The 16821-nt window shown below is 72.2% G+C and carries 16 protein-coding genes; 9 read left to right on the top strand and 7 right to left on the bottom strand.

Annotation, left to right across the window (positions count from 1 at the left end; genetic code table 11):
* Nucleotides 1-302 precede the first annotated feature (302 nt).
* Both ACIP9H_RS03645 and ACIP9H_RS03640 read right to left on the bottom strand, forming a co-directional pair.
* A complete protein-coding gene (locus ACIP9H_RS03645; RefSeq protein ID WP_401582717.1) occupies nt 303-701 on the bottom strand; it encodes a RidA family protein in 399 nt (132 codons plus the stop codon).
* 32 nt (nt 702-733) lie between these two features.
* Nucleotides 734-1420, bottom strand: coding sequence for a DUF2293 domain-containing protein (locus ACIP9H_RS03640; RefSeq protein WP_401582715.1), 687 nt, complete (start codon nt 1418-1420; stop codon nt 734-736).
* 115 nt (nt 1421-1535) lie between these two features.
* Here ACIP9H_RS03640 and ACIP9H_RS03635 point away from each other — a divergent pair, with 115 nt between their 5' ends.
* Entirely contained in the window at nt 1536-1805 is a 270-nt protein-coding gene (locus ACIP9H_RS03635) for a GlsB/YeaQ/YmgE family stress response membrane protein (protein WP_360906839.1), read from the top strand.
* 28 nt (nt 1806-1833) lie between these two features.
* Here the strand turns inward: ACIP9H_RS03635 and ACIP9H_RS03630 are convergent, their stop codons facing one another.
* Nucleotides 1834-2091, bottom strand: a complete 258-nt coding sequence (locus ACIP9H_RS03630) for a hypothetical protein (protein ID WP_401957287.1) — start codon at nt 2089-2091, stop codon at nt 1834-1836.
* A 40-nt stretch (nt 2092-2131) separates the two neighbouring features.
* Between ACIP9H_RS03630 and holA the strand changes: the two genes are divergently transcribed.
* A complete protein-coding gene (gene holA, locus ACIP9H_RS03625) occupies nt 2132-3115 on the top strand; it encodes a DNA polymerase III subunit delta (protein WP_401957284.1) in 984 nt (327 codons plus the stop codon).
* A 215-nt stretch (nt 3116-3330) separates the two neighbouring features.
* Here the strand turns inward: holA and rpsT are convergent, their stop codons facing one another.
* Nucleotides 3331-3597 carry a 30S ribosomal protein S20 gene (gene rpsT, locus ACIP9H_RS03620; protein ID WP_360906833.1) on the bottom strand — a complete coding sequence of 89 codons (267 nt, stop codon included), beginning with the start codon at nt 3595-3597 and terminating at the stop codon, nt 3331-3333.
* 247 nt (nt 3598-3844) lie between these two features.
* On the opposite strand from rpsT, the gene lepA reads away from it, so the two are divergent.
* The 3 genes from lepA to ACIP9H_RS03605 all read left to right on the top strand — a co-directional run bounded on the left by lepA (nt 3845) and on the right by ACIP9H_RS03605 (nt 8348).
* Nucleotides 3845-5710, top strand: a complete 1866-nt coding sequence (gene lepA / locus ACIP9H_RS03615) for a translation elongation factor 4 (protein WP_401582694.1) — start codon at nt 3845-3847, stop codon at nt 5708-5710.
* 206 nt (nt 5711-5916) lie between these two features.
* Nucleotides 5917-6177 (top strand): hypothetical protein, encoded by a 261-nt coding sequence (locus tag ACIP9H_RS03610; RefSeq protein ID WP_360906829.1) that lies wholly within the window; start codon nt 5917-5919, stop codon nt 6175-6177.
* 281 nt (nt 6178-6458) lie between these two features.
* Entirely contained in the window at nt 6459-8348 is a 1890-nt protein-coding gene (locus ACIP9H_RS03605) for an AMP-dependent synthetase/ligase (protein WP_401957279.1), read from the top strand.
* 23 nt (nt 8349-8371) lie between these two features.
* Here ACIP9H_RS03605 and ACIP9H_RS03600 read toward each other — a convergent pair whose 3' ends face one another.
* Entirely contained in the window at nt 8372-8911 is a 540-nt protein-coding gene (locus tag ACIP9H_RS03600; protein ID WP_401583201.1) for a two-component system response regulator, read from the bottom strand.
* 361 nt (nt 8912-9272) lie between these two features.
* Here ACIP9H_RS03600 and ACIP9H_RS03595 point away from each other — a divergent pair, with 361 nt between their 5' ends.
* Nucleotides 9273-11042 carry a SpoIIE family protein phosphatase gene (locus tag ACIP9H_RS03595; protein WP_401957277.1) on the top strand — a complete coding sequence of 590 codons (1770 nt, stop codon included), beginning with the start codon at nt 9273-9275 and terminating at the stop codon, nt 11040-11042.
* Between the two features lie 531 nt (nt 11043-11573).
* Nucleotides 11574-12806: a radical SAM family heme chaperone HemW gene (hemW, locus tag ACIP9H_RS03590; protein WP_401582688.1), complete on the top strand. Its 1233-nt coding sequence runs from the start codon at nt 11574-11576 to the stop codon at nt 12804-12806.
* Here the strand turns inward: hemW and ACIP9H_RS03585 are convergent, their stop codons facing one another.
* The gene (locus ACIP9H_RS03585; RefSeq protein WP_401582686.1) at nt 12807-13637 is read right to left on the bottom strand and encodes a DUF3097 domain-containing protein; all 831 of its coding nucleotides are present in this window, start codon (nt 13635-13637) and stop codon (nt 12807-12809) included. It lies immediately after the preceding gene.
* A 30-nt stretch (nt 13638-13667) separates the two neighbouring features.
* Entirely contained in the window at nt 13668-14402 is a 735-nt protein-coding gene (locus ACIP9H_RS03580; protein ID WP_401582684.1) for an MBL fold metallo-hydrolase, read from the bottom strand.
* A 202-nt stretch (nt 14403-14604) separates the two neighbouring features.
* Here ACIP9H_RS03580 and hrcA point away from each other — a divergent pair, with 202 nt between their 5' ends.
* The gene (gene hrcA, locus ACIP9H_RS03575; protein WP_360906817.1) at nt 14605-15621 is read left to right on the top strand and encodes a heat-inducible transcriptional repressor HrcA; all 1017 of its coding nucleotides are present in this window, start codon (nt 14605-14607) and stop codon (nt 15619-15621) included.
* The gene (gene dnaJ, locus ACIP9H_RS03570; protein WP_360906815.1) at nt 15621-16760 is read left to right on the top strand and encodes a molecular chaperone DnaJ; all 1140 of its coding nucleotides are present in this window, start codon (nt 15621-15623) and stop codon (nt 16758-16760) included. The genes hrcA and dnaJ overlap by 1 nt, the downstream gene beginning before the upstream one ends.
* Nucleotides 16761-16821 lie beyond the last annotated feature (61 nt).

Here is a 16821-nt window from a genome sequence, read left to right as displayed (position 1 = left end):
CCGATCAGGTCGGGCTGAAGGGGGCTGCAGCCTCCGGTCGAGGAACCGAGGAACCGAGGAACCGAGGAACCGGGGAACCGGGGAACCGGGGAAACACAGAACGGAATGTCGATTTCCGTTCCGAGGATGAAACCCCGGCCGTTAAGCCCCCGTCAAGAGTCTCCGGACAACGAAATCCGTAGCTCAGACCCCCTGCGACCAACGTAAAACCACTGCGATGCAGGTGTTTGAGTGCTTCAATCGCTACTGGAAGCGCGAAGTCGCCACGCCCCGCTTTCCGTTGGCCGACACCGCGCTCGGCCTCACGGCACGACTGCCGTCGCCGTGATCTCCACCAACTGCCCCGCGTAACCGAGGCAGGCGACGCCGACCAGCGTGGAGGTGTGGGGTCCTTCGGTGAGGCCCCCGGCGCGGACGACGTCCCAGACGCGGCCGAGGTCGGCGGGATCGTGGGCGACCACGTACACGGTGGTGGCGACGACGTGGGGGAGCGCGCTGCCCACCGCACGCAGCGCCTCCTCGAGGTTCCTCAGGACCTGATGGGTCTGCGCGACGGGATCGCCGGGGCCGACGAGGCGGCCCTCCGCGTCGAGCGGGACGGAGCCGGCCATGAAGGCGAGGCGGGCGCCGGCCTCGACGACGGCGGCATGGGCGTAGTCGGGCGGCGGGAAGAGGGTCGGGACGGTCGTGCGATCTGTCATCCCCGCAGCCTGCGGGGCCCACCAGGGCCCTGTCACACGGTTTTCGGCGCCCGCCAGGCCGCGAGGACACCGTCCACCTCCACCGCGATCCGCTGCCGGGCCTCCCAGCGCGGGACACCGGAGGCCAGCAGGGCGTCGTAGGCGGTGCCGCCGTGGCGCACGGACGCCCGGACGGCGGCCGTGACGGCGCCCTCGTCCAGCGCGCGCCCCGCGGCGGTGCGGCCCACACGCCCGCTGCCCCGCACGGCCGCGTGCGCGGCGATGGCGGCGGCACGCACCGGCGGACAGGACGGGAACAGCCGCAGCACCTCCGCCGTGAGGGCGCCGGTGACCCGGACGTCCTCGGCCTTGCGGCGCAGCGCGTCGCGGGCCCGGCGGGCGGCCCGCGCGGCGGCGTCCGCGAGGCACTGCCGCTGGGCCAGCGCGAGGGCGTCGGCGTCGACGAACAGCCCTTGGCGCTCCCAGCGGTTGCGGCGCCGGTTGAGCCGGATGACGACCGCCGAGACCGGGGAGGCCGCCCGGGCCCGCCGGGTCAGCGCCGTGTCGCCGCGGGGGAGGAAGACCAGGTGGCCGAGATCGGCGCACGGCAGGCACAGCGGTCGGCCCGTCTCCAGGACGTGGTAGGCCAGCGGCCCCTGCCGGCACGCCGAACACCGGCGCCGCTTGAGGGGTTTGACGACCAGGATCTCGGCGGTGCCGCCGCGTCGCGCCGTGTCCACCGCACCAGTGTGCGCACCCGGGGCCGGTCGGAGAAGTGCAACCGCCGTGTCACGGGATGTCCATGGGTGCGTATCGGCAGGCATGAGGGCGCCGCAGGCGTGGCAGGTTGACCCCATGACCATCATCGGCTGGATCGTGCTCGGCCTGCTCGCCGGCGCAATTGCGAAGATACTGCTGCCCGGCAGGGACCCGGGCGGCCTGATCGGAACCACGCTCATCGGTATCGCGGGCGCCGTCGTCGGCGGCTGGATCTCGGCGAAGTTCCTGCACCACCCCATCACCAAGGACTTCTACGACCTGCCCACCTGGGGAGCCGCGATCGGCGGCGCCCTGGTGCTGCTGATCGTCTACCGCATCCTGTTCGGCGACTCCCGCGCCCGCTGAGCGGGAGCCGCCGCGCACCGCTTGGGGACTAGTCCTCTTCCTCTTCCTCCTCCAGCCAGCCCTCGAACTCCTCCGCCAGCGCGTTGAGCGCGGCGGGATCGAGTTCGCCGTCCTCGTCGTCGACGATGACGAGCCACTGGGCGTCCTCGGCGTCGTCCTCACCTGCGAGGGCGTCGCGGACGATCTGGGGTCGGGCGGGAAGGTCGAAGCGCTCGGAGGCTTCGTCTGCGGCGTCCTCCGCGGAGTCGCGGTCGGGCAGCACGAGAACATGTCTGACGTCATTCACCGGGACATTGTGTCGGACCCGCGTGGGATGCTGGACGGCGATGCCCAGGAACAGTACGACCGACAGTCTGCTCGCCCCCGTCACGATCGCGGTGGGGCAGGAGGACCTGCTTCTCGACCGCGCGGTGCGGGAGGTCGTGCTCGCCGCGCGGGCGGCCGACGCCGACACCGATGTGCGCGATCTCACGCCCGACGCGCTGCAGCCGGGCACCCTCGCGGAGTTGACCAGCCCCTCGCTGTTCGCGGAACGCAAGGTCGTGGTCGTCCGCAACGCGCAGGACCTGTCGGCGGACAGCATCAAGGACGTGAAGGCCTACATAGGGGCCCCCGTCGAGGAGATCACCCTCGTCCTGCTGCACGCGGGCGGGGCCAAGGGCAAGGGCCTGCTGGACGCCGCCCGCAAGGCGGGGGCGCGCGAGGTGGCGTGCCCGAAGATGACCAAGCCGGCCGACCGGCTGGCCTTCGTGCGCGGTGAGTTCCGGACGCTGGGCCGGTCGGCGACCCCGGAGGCCTGCCAGGCACTCGTGGACGCCCTGGGCAGCGATCTGCGCGAGCTGGCGAGCGCCTGCTCCCAGCTCGCCGCCGACGTGGAGGGCGCCATCGACGTGGCCGTCGTCGCCCGCTACTACACCGGCCGCGCGGAGGCCACCGGCTTCGAGGTCGCGGACCTGGCGGTCACCGGCCGCACGGCGGAAGCCCTGGAACGGCTGCGCTGGGCCATCGCGGTCGGCCAGCCGCTGCCCGGCATCACCTTCGCGCTGGCGTCCGGCGTACGGGCCATCGGCAAGCTCGCCTCCGCGCCGCGCGGCGCCCGCCCGGCGGATCTCGCCCGGGAGCTGGGCATGCCGCCGTGGAAGATCGACCGGGTGCGCCAGCAGATGCGCGGCTGGTCGGGGGACGGGGTCTCCACGGCGCTGCGCGCCGTCGCCGAGGCCGACGCCGCGGTCAAGGGCGGCGGCGCCGACCCGGCCTACGCCCTGGAGAAGGCTGTCGTCTCCATCGCACGCGCCTCGCGCACCCGCTGATCCGCAGCCCTGCCTCCCCGGTACGCCGAAGGGCCCCGCACCGGGGAGGTACGAGGCCCTTCGAGGACCGCACCCGCGTGGCGAACGCAGGCCGCGTGCGGCCGGAAAACCATGGATGCCGGTGGTGGAGCGGGTGAGAGGGACCGCTGTGCCCGTCACCGGCGGGTACTGCTGGGTGCTGCTGTCTACCGCTGGGTACTGCTGACGAGAAAGGCTCAGGCCTGGAGCGCGGCGACCTTGACGGCCAGCGCGGACTTCTTGTTGGCGGCCTGGTTCTTGTGGATGACGCCCTTGCTCACGGCCTTGTCGAGCTTCTTGCCCGCGAGACGCGCGGCCTCGGCGGCCTTCTCGACGTCACCGGCGGCCACGGCCTCACGGGTGCGGCGGATGGCGGTCTTGAGCTCGGACTTGACGGCCTTGTTGCGCAGGCGCGCCTTCTCGTTGGTCTTGTTGCGCTTGATCTGGGACTTGATGTTCGCCACGAAAGAGCCTTCTCAGGTGTGATCTGATGGGGTTCACGCCTCGGGTAGAGGGCACGAAGCGCGACTGCCCAGGTTAGCAGTCGGCCACCGCGCCGCCCAAACCGGCGCTCCCGGTCCCGGTCCCGGCGCCGCGCTCGGGCCCTTCCGGGCCGCCCGGCACGGTCCCGTGCCCCGCGCATGGGACTATGGGAGTCATACGTATCGATCCGACCAGAGGCGACAGGCGCCTCAAGAGACAGGACCCTGCGTGCCCGCGACCCCTTCGAACGTGCCGGAGCCGAGCCGTACCGACCCGGCGCTGATCCGCAATTTCTGCATCATCGCGCACATCGACCACGGCAAGTCCACGCTTGCCGACCGGATGCTCCAGCTCACCGGTGTGGTGGATCAGCGGCAGATGCGCGCCCAATACCTCGACCGGATGGACATCGAGCGCGAGCGCGGCATCACGATCAAGTCCCAGGCCGTCCGTCTGCCCTGGGCGCCCACCGCGGGCGCCGGTGAGGGGAAGACCCACATCCTGAACATGATCGACACCCCGGGGCACGTGGACTTCACCTACGAGGTCTCCCGGTCGCTCGCGGCCTGTGAGGGCACGGTCCTGCTGGTCGACGCGGCCCAGGGCATCGAGGCGCAGACGCTGGCCAACCTCTACCTGGCGATGGAGAACGACCTCACCATCGTCCCGGTGCTGAACAAGATCGACCTGCCGGCCGCGCAGCCCGAGAAGTTCTCCGAGGAGCTGGCGAACCTCATCGGCTGCGATCCCTCCGACGTGCTGAGGGTCTCGGCCAAGACCGGCCTCGGTGTCGAGGCGCTGCTGGACCGCGTCGTGGAGACCGTCCCTGCCCCGGTCGGTGTCGCCGACGCCCCCGCCCGCGCGATGATCTTCGACTCGGTCTACGACTCCTACCGCGGTGTCGTCACTTATGTCCGGGTCGTCGACGGCCAGCTCAGCAAGCGCGAGCGCATCAGGATGATGTCGACCGGCGCCACCCACGAGCTGCTGGAGATCGGCACCAACTCGCCCGAGATGCTGTCGGCCGACGGCCTCGGCGTCGGCGAGGTGGGTTATCTGATCACGGGTGTGAAGGACGTCCGCCAGTCCAAGGTGGGTGACACGATCACCCAGCAGACCAAGGGCGCCACCGAGGCCCTGGGCGGCTACAAGGACCCCAAGCCGATGGTGTTCTCGGGCCTGTACCCGCTGGACGGCTCGGACTACCCGGAGCTGCGCGACGCGCTGGACAAGCTCCAGCTCAACGACGCCGCCCTGGTCTACGAGCCGGAGACCTCCGCCGCCCTCGGCTTCGGTTTCCGCGTCGGCTTCCTCGGCCTGCTGCACCTGGACGTGATCCGCGAGCGGCTGGAGCGCGAGTTCGGCCTCGACCTGATCGCGACGGCCCCCAACGTGGTCTACCGCGTGGTGATGGAGGACGGGGCCGAGCACACCGTCACCAACCCCAGCGAGTTCCCCGAGGGCAAGATCTCCGAGGTGTACGAGCCGGTGGTGCGGGCCACGATCCTTGCGCCCACCGAGTTCATCGGCGCGATCATGGAGTTGTGCCAGACCCGGCGCGGCACGCTGCTGGGCATGGACTACCTCTCCGAGGACCGGGTGGAGATCCGCTACACCCTGCCGCTCGCCGAGATCGTCTTCGACTTCTTCGACCAGCTGAAGTCCAAGACCCGCGGGTACGCCTCCCTGGACTACGAGCCCACCGGCGAGCAGACCGCCAGCCTGGTCAAGGTCGACATCCTGCTGCACGGCGACAAGGTGGACGCCTTCTCGGCGATCACGCACAAGGACGCGGCGTACGCCTACGGCGTGCGGCTTGTCGCCAAGCTGCGCGAGCTCATCCCGCGGCAGGCTTTCGAGGTGCCCATCCAGGCCGCCATCGGCTCCCGGGTCATCGCCCGCGAGACCATCCGCGCCATCCGCAAGGACGTCCTCGCCAAGTGCTACGGCGGTGACATCTCGCGTAAGCGGAAGCTGCTGGAGAAGCAGAAGGAGGGCAAGAAGCGGATGAAGATGGTCGGTTCCGTGGAGGTGCCGCAGGAGGCCTTCATCGCGGTGCTGTCGAGCGACGACGCGGCGGCCAAGAAGAAGTAGCCGCAGGCGGATCGGGCGGTCCGCCGCCCGACTCACCGCAGACGAGGGGCGTTTGTCCGATGACCGGGCAGGCGCCCTTTCGTATGAGCGGTTCGGCATTCGGGTGATTGGTGAAAAAGCCTGTCACGTGCGGTTTCCGGGGGTGTTCGCGGGCGTTACCCATGGCGACGGCGGCGAAAGTCGTCGCCGTGGAAGGGGAATGTGTCGTGAAGTACTCGAAGGCCGCGGCCGTCGTCGCAGGTTCCGTGATCGCGCTGGGCGCCGCCGGTGCCGCCGCGTCCCCCGCCTTCGCCGGTGACGGCTCCCTCCCGCTCGGGAAGGGCCCGATGAAGCTCCTGGACGCCAAGGACGAGGTCGCCAAGACCGGCCTGAAGGCGGTCACCGGGAAGACGGGCGAACTGCTGGGCGGGGTCGGCAAGTCGGGCGGCACCACCGGCATGATCGGCGGCCTGCCCATCGGCGGCTGACCGTCCCTGTGCTCCGCGGTGTCGCCGGAGGGTGGCCGGCGTGACGGCGGGAGGCGGGCTCCCCGGGTTCCGGGTGGGCCCGCCGTTTGCGTCTGCGGCCCATGGGGTCCATGCGGCGTACACATGCGCAAAGTAGATGTATCCGTCACCTATCTCACCCGTCGCGCTCGCAACGCGGTGTCCACTGCCCCTTACATAGCGGGCGCGGATTGCCTACCCTGATCACCAATCGCGGGTTACTCGCGAGTCACCCAGCAATGTGGCGGGCCCCGGAGGTTGTCGTGAGCGACACGCAGACTTTGATCGAGAACCGGCCGCCGTCTGTGGCGAACCTGTTCCTGGAGCGCGTCGAGGCCACGCCCGACGCCGAGGCCTACCGCTTCCCGGTGCCCTCGGCGGGCGGCGGCCCGGACTCCTGGCGGTCGCTCAGCTGGCAGGAGGCCGCGACCCGGGTCTTCGCCGTCGCGGCGGGTCTGATGGACCTCGGAGTGCGTCCCGAGGAGCGGGTGGCCATCGCCTCCGCCACCCGGGTCGAATGGATCCTGGCCGACCTGGGCGTGCTGTGCGCGGGCGCCGCGACGACCACGGTCTACCCCAGCACCAACGCCGACGAGACGGCCTTCATCCTCGCCGACTCCGGCAGCCGCGTGCTGATCGCCGAGAACGCCGCCCAGCTGGCCAAAGCCGCCGAACGGCGCGCGGAACTGCCCGAACTGGCCCACGTCGTGGTGATCGACGCCGACGGCATCGAGACCGACGCCGACTCCGGTGACGACGGTTGGGTGCTGTCGCTGGCCGACCTGGAGAAGCGCGGCGCGCTCTACCTGGAGAAGCACCCCGAGGCGGTCCGCGAGGCCGTGGGCGCGATCACCAAGGACCAGCTGGCCACCCTCATCTACACCTCCGGCACCACCGGCCGCCCCAAGGGCGTCCGCCTGCCGCACGACTGCTGGGCCTACATGGCCCGCGCCATCCAGGCCAACGGCCTGCTGGAAGCGGCGGACGTGCAGTACCTCTGGCTGCCGCTGGCGCACGTCTTCGGCAAGGTGCTCACCGCCGGGCACATCACCATCGGCCACGTGACGGCCGTGGACGGCCGGGTCGACAAGATCATCGAGAATCTGCCGGTGGTGCAGCCGACCTACATGGCCGCCGTCCCCCGGATCTTCGAGAAGGTCTACAACGGCGTGGCCGCCAAGGCCCGTGCGGGCGGCGGGGCGAAGTACAAGATCTTCAAGTGGGCCGCCGAAGTCGCCCGCGAGTACGCCAAGGTCACCCAGGACAACCGCCGCCGCACGGGTACGGCCAGTGCGCCCTTCGCGCTCGCCGCGCAGCACGCCGTCGCCGACCGCCTGGTGTACGCCAAGCTCCGCGAGGCCTTCGGCGGCAAGCTGCGCGCCTGCGTCTCCGGCTCGGCCGCCCTGGCTCCGGAGATCGGCTACTTCTTCGCCGGCGCCGGCATCCACATCCTGGAGGGCTACGGCCTGACGGAGTCCAGCGCGGCCAGCTTCGTCAACCCCGGCGAGGCCTACCGCACCGGGACCGTCGGCAAGCCGCTCGCCGGCACCGAGGTGCGGATCGCCGAGGACGGCGAGATCCTGCTCCGCGGCCCCGGCATCATGCAGGGCTACCACAAACTCCCCGAGAAGACCGCCGAGGTGCTGGAGCCCGACGGCTGGTTCCACACCGGCGACATCGGCGAACTGTCCGCGGACGGCTTCCTCACCATCACCGACCGCAAAAAGGACATCATCAAGAACTCCAACGGCAAGTACATCGCACCGGCCGCCGTGGAGGGCCAGTTCAAGGCCGTGTGCCCGTTCGTCAGCAACGTCCTGGTCATCGGCGCGGCCCGCAACTTCTGCACCGCCCTGATCGCCCTGGACGAGCCCACCATCCTCGGCTGGGCCGCGGACAACGGCCTGGAGGGCCGGCCGTACGCGCAGGTCGTCGCCTCCGAGCAGGTCCGCGAACTCATCGACGGCTACGTGCGCCGCGTCAACGAGGACCTGCAGCGCTGGCAGCAGATCAAGACCTTCCGCGTCCTGCCCCGCGACCTCGACGTGGAACACGGCGACCTGACCCCGAGCCTGAAACTCAAGCGGCCCGTCGTGGAACGCGAGTTCAAGGACCTCATCGACGACATGTACTCCGGCACCCGCGAGTCCTGAGCCCCGCGCCCGCCCGCGCCGGGTCAGTCGCCCCGGCGCGGGCCCGGCAGGTCCACCCCGTGGACGGCGCGCTCCAGCCCCGCCACGCGCAGCGCCAGTTCGGCCACGTCGGCGCGGCCGTCGGCGGCGAGCAGCCGCTCGACGGCCGCGAGGCGTTCCTCGACGGCGGCCAGCCGCTCCCGGTCGCGGGCCAGCAGATCGCGCAGTTCCCGGGCGGTGCGGTGGAGTTCGAGGAAGACGGAGACCTTGGCGCGCAGCACCCACGGGTCGAAGGGCTTGGTCAGGTAGTCCGCCGCGCCTGTGGCGTAGCCGCGGAAGGCGACGGTGGTGTCGGGGCCGCTGCCGGTCAGGAAGACGATCGGGATGTCCTTGGTCCGGTCGAGCCGCCTGATGTGCGCGGCCGTCTCGAAGCCGTCCATGCCCGGCATGAGGACGTCCAGCAGGACCACGGCGAACTCCTGGCACAGCAGGGCCTTCAACGCCTCCTGCCCGGAACGGGCCCGGACCATGGGCCGGTTGAGCGAGCCGAGGACGGCTTCCAGGGCGAGCAGGTTGTCCTCCATGTCGTCGACCAGGAGGATGCCGGCGCTGCCCGTACCGGTGACCGCGCCGGCGGCGCCGCCCGTCACCGTCCGGGCCGCCCCTCCGCCGCGCGGGCGTGCCGCCTTTGGCGGAACGTTCCGGCGGACACGGCCGGCGCTCCTTCCCCGCCCAGCACCCGGAGCCCCGCCGCCCGTCGCGGACCCGCGACACGCGGACGTACAGGAGGAGCGGTTTTCAGGGCGGGAACAGCCGATTTACGAGCCATGTCGGCCTTCTTCGGTGACTCGGCGCTTATGAGCGCGCTCAGTCTGTCACGCTGACCCTGCCCTCAAGGGCGCAACGCCGGATCTGCTCGGGAGCCGCACAGTGGGGCCAGATTCCATGCCACGGGAGGTCGTCTCCCGCACCAGCCTGCCCGGCAACCAGCTCGCCGCCTCCGCCGCCCGCAGGTTCGTCCGCGCCGCACTGGACGCGTGGATGACGGGCGGACCCGGCCCCGACGAGCGTCTGACCGCCGACGCCGTCCTGGTCGTCAGCGAACTCGTCACCAACGCGGTCATCCACGCCGGGACGACCGTCGAACTGCTCTGCCGGCTCGAACAGGACGCGCTCGTGGTCGAGGTGTCGGACCACCACCCCGCGCGCGTCGTCCGCGATCGCGCGGAACTGGAACGGGAGGGCCGCGACGGCGGACGCGGCCTCCAGCTCGTCGCGGCGCTCTCCGAGGCCTGGGGCATCACCTACCGGCGCGACCTCAAGACCATCTGGTGCCGGCTCGCCGCCGCGCACGACCCCGAGGAGCACCCCGCCCCACCCGCCGAGGGCGACCGCACGCTGCTGCCCGTTGCCGAATTCCTGGCACCGCTGCCCCGCCAGGCCGCCCGCCGCCCGGACGGCGACTGGATCAGCCGCGGCTCTCTGTCCTTCCTCGCCGAGGCCTCCGACCTTCTCGCCGGGCAGCTCGACGAGGACATGGTCGCCGCACTGGCCGGACAGCTGCTGGTGCCCCGGCTCGCCGACTGGTGCGCCGTCTGGCTCGGCGCCGACGGCCCCGGGACGACCGGACCGCGGCTCGCCCGCGTCTGGCACGCCGCCGAGAGCCGCATCGACGGGCTGCGCATGGTCCTGGAGAAGGACCCGCCCCCGCCGCCCCCCGACGGGCGCTCCGGCGCCGTCCCCTGGCCCTGGCCGGCCACCGCCGACGGGGCCGACGCGGTGGGCGCCGCCCTCGCCTGCCCGCTCGTCGCCGGCGGACGCTGCCACGGCACGCTCCTGCTCGGCCGGACCGGGCTCATGCGCATGCCCGACGAGGTCATCGGGCTCATCGAGGACTTCGCCCGCCGCGTCGCCCTCGCGGTCGGCACGGCCCGGCAGTACGCCCGGCAAGCCATGATCAGCCGCGTCCTGCAGCGCGGACTGCTGCCCGCCGGGCTCGGCACGGTCCCCGGCGTCGAGACGGCCGTCGTCTACGAACCCACCCGCGCCGACGTCGTCGGCGGCGACTTCTACGACATCTTCCCCGCCGGCGGCGGCCGCTGGTGCTTCGCCCTCGGCGACGTACAGGGCAACGGCCCCGAGGCCGCCGCCGTCACCGGGCTCGCCCGTCCCGTGATGCGGCTCCTCGCCCGGGAAGGCCACGGCGTCGCCGAAGTCCTCGACCGCCTCAACCGCGCCCTCGCCGACGAGGCCGCTGCGGCCACCCTCGGCGACGGCCTCGGCCCCGGCTGGGAGACCGGCCCGCGCTTCCTCTCCCTGCTGTACGGCGAGATCGTGCCCGGCGACGACGGCGGCGTCCTGTGCACCCTCGCCAGCGCCGGCCACCCGCTGCCGCTCGTCCTCAACGGCGCGGGCACGGTCCGCGCCGCGGCCGTCCCCCAGATACTGCTGGGCATCACGGACGACGCGCACTACCGCAGCGAATCGTTCCGTCTCGCCCCCGGGGACACCCTCCTGTGCGTCACCGACGGCGTCACGGAGCGGCGCAGCGGCAACCGGCAGTTCGACGACGACGACGGGCTCGCGGCGGTGCTCGCGGGGTGTGCGGGGTTGGGGGCGGCGGGGGTCGCGGAGCGGGTTCGCGCGGCGGTGCACGGGTATGACGTGGCGCCGCCCGATGACGATCTCGCGGTGCTCGTGCTTCAGGCCCAATAGCGCTCCGCTGCGTTCCCTTGGGCCTTGGTTTTTTCCCCGCCCTCCCTCCCGTGTACCCGGCGCGATAAGTGCGGGCCCCGCGCCGCGTGCGTTGTGGGGTCGGCGCCGCTCCGGAGTCCGTCCTCGGCGCTCGCGGGTTACCCCAGCAATTTGAGTGCTGCGGTCTCCGCTCGTCGCCTGCGGGCAGACCCCGGCGCACCCCCTCCCGGGGTCGTTGGAGCGACTTACGGCCGGTGGGGGTGATTGTTGGGCGGCCCCAGGCACGGTGCCGTCCATATCCACCCACCGGGGATCAGGCGCGTGACGAGACCTGAGGGGGCGGGGTCGTAGGGGTGGCGTTTTGGACTGTGGAGCATATTTGGGTGCGTGACCCGGAGTGATCAGGCCGGGTGCCTGAGGCACCTAAATGTGCTGTCCAGAATGGCAGCCCCGGAGGGCCCGCACCCGGCCCCCTGCAACGCGCGTCGGGGTGCGTGACTTCACAGGGCACACGGGCGGGAGGGAGGGAAAAGAACCCGGCAGAATAGGCGTATGCCATCCGTACTGCCCGACGGCGAACCCATGCCCCAGAACGGCGCACTCCCCCCCGCCGCCCTCGCCGGCGCGGAGCACCGCCCGCTCGGGTTCTACCTGCACGTCCCGTACTGCGCGACCCGCTGCGGCTACTGCGACTTCAACACCTACACCGCCGCCGAGCTGCGCGGCACCGGTGGCGTTCTCGCCTCCCGCGAGAACTACGCGGAGACGCTGATCGACGAGGTCCGGCTCGCCCGGAAGGTGCTGGGCGACGACGCGCGCCGCGTCGAGACGGTGTTCGTGGGCGGCGGTACGCCGACGCTGCTGCCGGCGGCGGACCTGACGCGCATGCTGGGCGCGATCCGGGACGAGTTCGGGCTGGCGGAGGGGGCGGAGGTCACGACGGAGGCGAATCCGGAGTCGGTGGACCCCGCGTACCTGGCGGAGCTGCGGGCCGGGGGCTTCAACCGGATGTCGTTCGGGATGCAGAGCGCCCGGCAGCACGTGCTGCGGGTGCTGGACCGCACGCACACCCCGGGCCGGCCGGAGGCCTGCGTCGCGGAGGCGCGGGCGGCGGGCTTCGAGCACGTCAACCTGGACCTGATCTACGGCACGCCGGGGGAGTCGGACGACGACTGGCGGGCGTCCCTGGACGCGGCGATCGACGCGGGCCCCGACCATGTGTCGGCGTATGCGCTGATCGTGGAGGAGGGCACGCAGCTGGCCCGCCGGATCCGGCGCGGCGAGGTGCCGATGACGGACGACGACGTCCACGCGGACCGCTACCTGATCGCGGAGGAGCGGCTGTCGGAGGCCGGTTTCGACTGGTACGAGGTGTCGAACTGGGCGACGTCCACGGCGGCCCGCTGCCGCCACAACGAGCTGTACTGGACCGGTGCCGACTGGTGGGGTGCGGGACCGGGCGCGCATTCGCACGTGGGCGGTGTGCGCTGGTGGAACGTGAAGCATCCCGCGGCGTATGCGGCGGCGCTCGCGGAGGGCCGCAGTCCGGGCGCGGGCCGCGAGGTGCTGGCCGCGGAGGACCGCCGGGTGGAGCGGATCCTGCTGGAGCTGCGGCTCGCGGACGGCTGCCCGCTGGACATCCTGGCCCCGGCCGGGGCGGAGGCCGCCGGGCGCGCGGTGGCGGACGGCCTGCTGGAGCCGGGCGCGTACGAGGCGGGGCGGGCGGTGCTCACGCTGCGCGGGCGGCTGCTGGCGGACGCGGTGGTGCGGGACCTGGTCGACTGATCAGGCGCCCGGGGCCGTGACGAAGTCGATCAGTTCCTCCACGCGGCCGAGCAGTTCCGGCTGGAGGTCCTTGTAGGAGCGGACGGAGCCCAGGATGCGCTGCCAGGCGGCACCGGTGTTCTCCGGCCAGCCGAGCGCGCGGCACACGCCGGTCTTCCAGTCCTGGCCGCGCGGCACGGCCGGCCAGGCGGCGATGCCGAGAGAGGCGGGCTTCACGGCCTCCCAGACGTCGATGTAGGGGTGGCCGGCGACCAGCACGTGGTCCCCGGTGACCGAGGCGGCGATCCGGGACTCCTTGGAGCCGGGTACGAGGTGGTCGACGAGCACGCCGAGCCGGGCGTCGGGTCCCGGGGCGAAGGCGGAGACGATGGCCGGCAGGTCGTCGACGCCCTCCAGGTACTCCACGACGACGCCCTCGATCCGCAGGTCGTCGCCCCAGACCCGTTCGACGAGCTCCGCGTCGTGGCGTCCTTCGACGTAGATGCGCCCGGCGCGGGCGACCCGGGCGCGGGCGCCGGGGACGGCGAGGGAGCCGGAGGCGGTCAGCCGAGGGCCGGAGGGGGCGGCGGCGCCGGGGCGCACGAGGGTGACGACCTTGCCCTCCAGGAGGAAGCCGCGCGGCACGAGCGGGAAGACGCGGTGCTTGCCGAAGCGGTCCTCCAGGGTGACGGTGGGGCCCTCGGCGGTCTTCTCGCAGCGGATCACCGCCCCGCAGAACCCCGTGAAGACCTCTTCGACCACCAGGTCGCGTTCGGCCGCGACCTCGGGCGCGGGCACCGACGGCCGCTTCCAGGGCGGGGTGAGATCGGCGTCGTAGTTCCGGCTGCGCATGCCAGGGATCGTATCCGGGCGCGGGGCCGCTCAAGCGGATCCGAACCGGGCGGCCAGCGCGTCCCGTTGGGCGCGGACGAAGCGCGCGTCGACCACCGCTCCGTGGCCGGGGACGTAGAGCGCGTTCCCGCCGCCCAGTTCCAGCAGCCGGTCCAGGGTGCCCGGCCACGCGCCGGGCGCCGCGTCCGGGCCGGCCTGCGGCTCGCCGGACTCCTCGACGAGGTCGCCGCAGAAGACCACGGTGGGCGTGCCCGGTACGACCACGACCAGGTCGTGGGTGGTGTGTCCCTCACCGGGGTGGACCAGCAGGGCCTCGCGGTCGCCGCCGAGGTCCAGCGCCCAGTGGCCGTCGACGAGGTGGCCCGGAGTCACCAGGGCCGCCGCGGCCTCGTCCGCCTCCTCCTCGGGGACGCCGTACCCGATCGCGTCCCGGCGCAGCGCACCGCGCTCGCGGTCCAGGTGGGCGCCGAGGGTCATCTCCCCGTGGACCTGGGCGCCGGGGAAGGCGGCCGTGCCGAAGACGTGGTCGAAGTGACCGTGGGTCAGTGCGATGTGCGTCACGTCGCGCCCGGTCAGCTCCCGGACCCGCCGGCGCAGACCGGCTCCCTCGGCGACCGAGGACCCGGTGTCGACGAGCAGGACGCCCTCGCCGCCGGTGACGACCCCGATGGTGACGTCCAGGAACGGCATCCGGCACCGCGCGACGCCGGGCGCCAGTTGCTCCCAGCCGCCGAAGGTGCCCGGTGCCGCAGGTGTCGTCTCCACACGGCGACGGTATCCCCGCCGGGGCGGCCCGTGCGCGCTACGGTGACCGGTCGAGGGGGTCCGGGTGCGGACCGCCCTTGCCGAGGTCTTGCCTCCCCGCCGTACACTGACTTGGGGAAAGCTGGCACTCGCTCGAAGGGAGTGCCAGGGCAGGGAAAACGACCGACGCACCGGTGACCGACGACTGGAGGTGGACGCCGCAATGCTGAGCGAACGACGGCTCGAAGTGCTGCGGGCCATCGTCCAGGACTACGTGGGCACCGAGGAACCGGTCGGTTCCAAGGCGCTCACCGAACGCCACCGGCTGGGTGTGTCCCCCGCCACGGTGCGCAACGACATGGCGGTGCTGGAGGAGGAGGGCTACATCCAGCAGCCCCACACCAGCGCCGGCCGGGTGCCGACCGACAAGGGCTACCGGCTCTTCGTCGACCGGCTCACGAACGTCAAGCCGCTGTCGGGCGCGGAGCGCCGGGCCATCGGGAACTTCCTGGACGGCGCGGTGGACCTCGACGACGTCGTGGCCCGTACGGTGCGGCTGCTGGCGCAGCTGACCCGGCAGGTCGCCGTCGTCCAGTACCCGTCGCTGACCCGCTCGACCGTGCGCCACGTCGAACTGCTGGCGCTCGCGCCGGCCCGGCTGATGCTGGTGCTGATCACGGACACCGGCCGGGTCGAGCAGCGGCTGGTCGACGCCCCCGCGCCGGTGGGCGAGACCGTGCTGGCCGATCTGCGGGCCCGGCTCAACAGCCGGGTGGTGGGCCGCCGCTTCGCCGACGTCCCGCAGCTGGTGCAGGACCTCGCGGACGGCTTCGAGCCCGACGACCGGCCGACCGTCCAGGTCGTGCTGGCCACGCTGCTGGAGACCCTGGTCGAGGAGACCGAGGAACGGATCATGCTGGGCGGCACCGCCAACCTGACCCGTTTCGGCCATGACTTCCCCCTCACGATCCGCCCGGTCCTGGAGGCGCTGGAGGAGCAGGTCGTGCTCCTGAAGCTGCTGGGCGAGGCCGGGGATTCGGGCGTGACCGTGCGAATCGGTCACGAGAATTTCCACGAGGGCCTGAACTCCACATCGGTCGTCTCCGTCGGCTACGGTTCGGGCGACGAGGCGGTCGCGAAACTTGGCGTGGTCGGCCCGACCCGCATGGACTACCCCGGAACGATGGGAGCGGTACGCGCAGTGGCACGTTACGTCGGACAGATCCTGGCGGAGTCGTAGTGGCCACCGACTACTACGCCGTGCTCGGCGTGCGCCGTGACGCGAGTCCGGACGAGATCAAGAAGGCCTTCCGCCGTCTCGCGCGCGAGCTGCACCCGGACGTCAATCCGGACCCGAAGACGCAGGAGCGGTTCAAGGAGATCAACGCCGCCTACGAGGTGCTCTCGGACCCGCAGAAGAAGCAGGTCTACGACCTCGGCGGCGACCCGCTGTCCGCCAACGGCGGCGGCGCCGGTGCGGGCGCGGGCTTCGGCCAGGGCTTCGGCAACTTCAGCGACATCATGGACGCCTTCTTCGGCACGGCGTCCCAGCGCGGCCCGCGCTCGCGCACCCGGCGCGGCCAGGATGCGATGATCCGGCTGGAGATCGAGCTCGACGAGGCCGCCTTCGGCACGACCAAGGACATCCAGGTCGACACGGCGATCGTCTGCAACACCTGCCACGGCGAGGGCGCCGCCCCCGGCACCTCGGCGCAGACCTGCGACATGTGCCGCGGCCGCGGTGAGGTCTCCCAGGTCACCCGGTCCTTCCTCGGCCAGGTCATGACCTCCCGGCCCTGCCCCCAGTGCCAGGGCTTCGGCACCGTCGTGCCGAACCCGTGCCCCGAGTGCGCGGGCGACGGCCGGGTCCGCTCGCGCCGCACGCTGACGGTGAAGATCCCCGCCGGCGTCGACAACGGCACCCGCATCCAGCTCGCGGGCGAGGGCGAGGTCGGCCCCGGCGGCGGCCCCGCCGGCGACCTGTACGTGGAGATCCGCGAACTGCCGCACGCGGCCTTCCAGCGCCGCGGCGACGACCTGCACTGCACCGTCACCCTCCCGATGACAGCGGCGGCGCTGGGCACGAAGGTGCCGCTGGAGACCCTGGACGGGCTGGAGGAGATCGACATCCGGCCGGGCACGCAGTCCGGCCAGTCGATCCCGCTGCACCAGCGCGGCATCACGCATCTGCGGGGCGGCGGCCGGGGCGACCTGGTCGTGCACGTCGAGGTGCAGACCCCGGGCAAGCTCGACCCGGACCAGGAGGAACTCCTGCGGCGGCTGGCGAAGCTGCGCGGCGAGGAGCGGCCCATGGGCCAGTTCCAGCCGGGCCAGCAGGGCCTGTTCTCGCGGCTGAAGGACGCCTTCAACGGCCGCTGACGCGGCATGCGCGAGGCGCGGGCACCCGCCCGCGCCTCGCGCGGCCGTGCGCCCGGTCTCG

The sequence above is a fragment of the Streptomyces sp. NPDC088732 genome (genome assembly GCF_044751205.1).
Classification (GTDB): domain Bacteria; phylum Actinomycetota; class Actinomycetes; order Streptomycetales; family Streptomycetaceae; genus Actinacidiphila.
The sequence above is the reverse complement of the archived record's forward strand: the minus strand, read 5'-3'. Positions and strand labels throughout refer to the sequence as shown.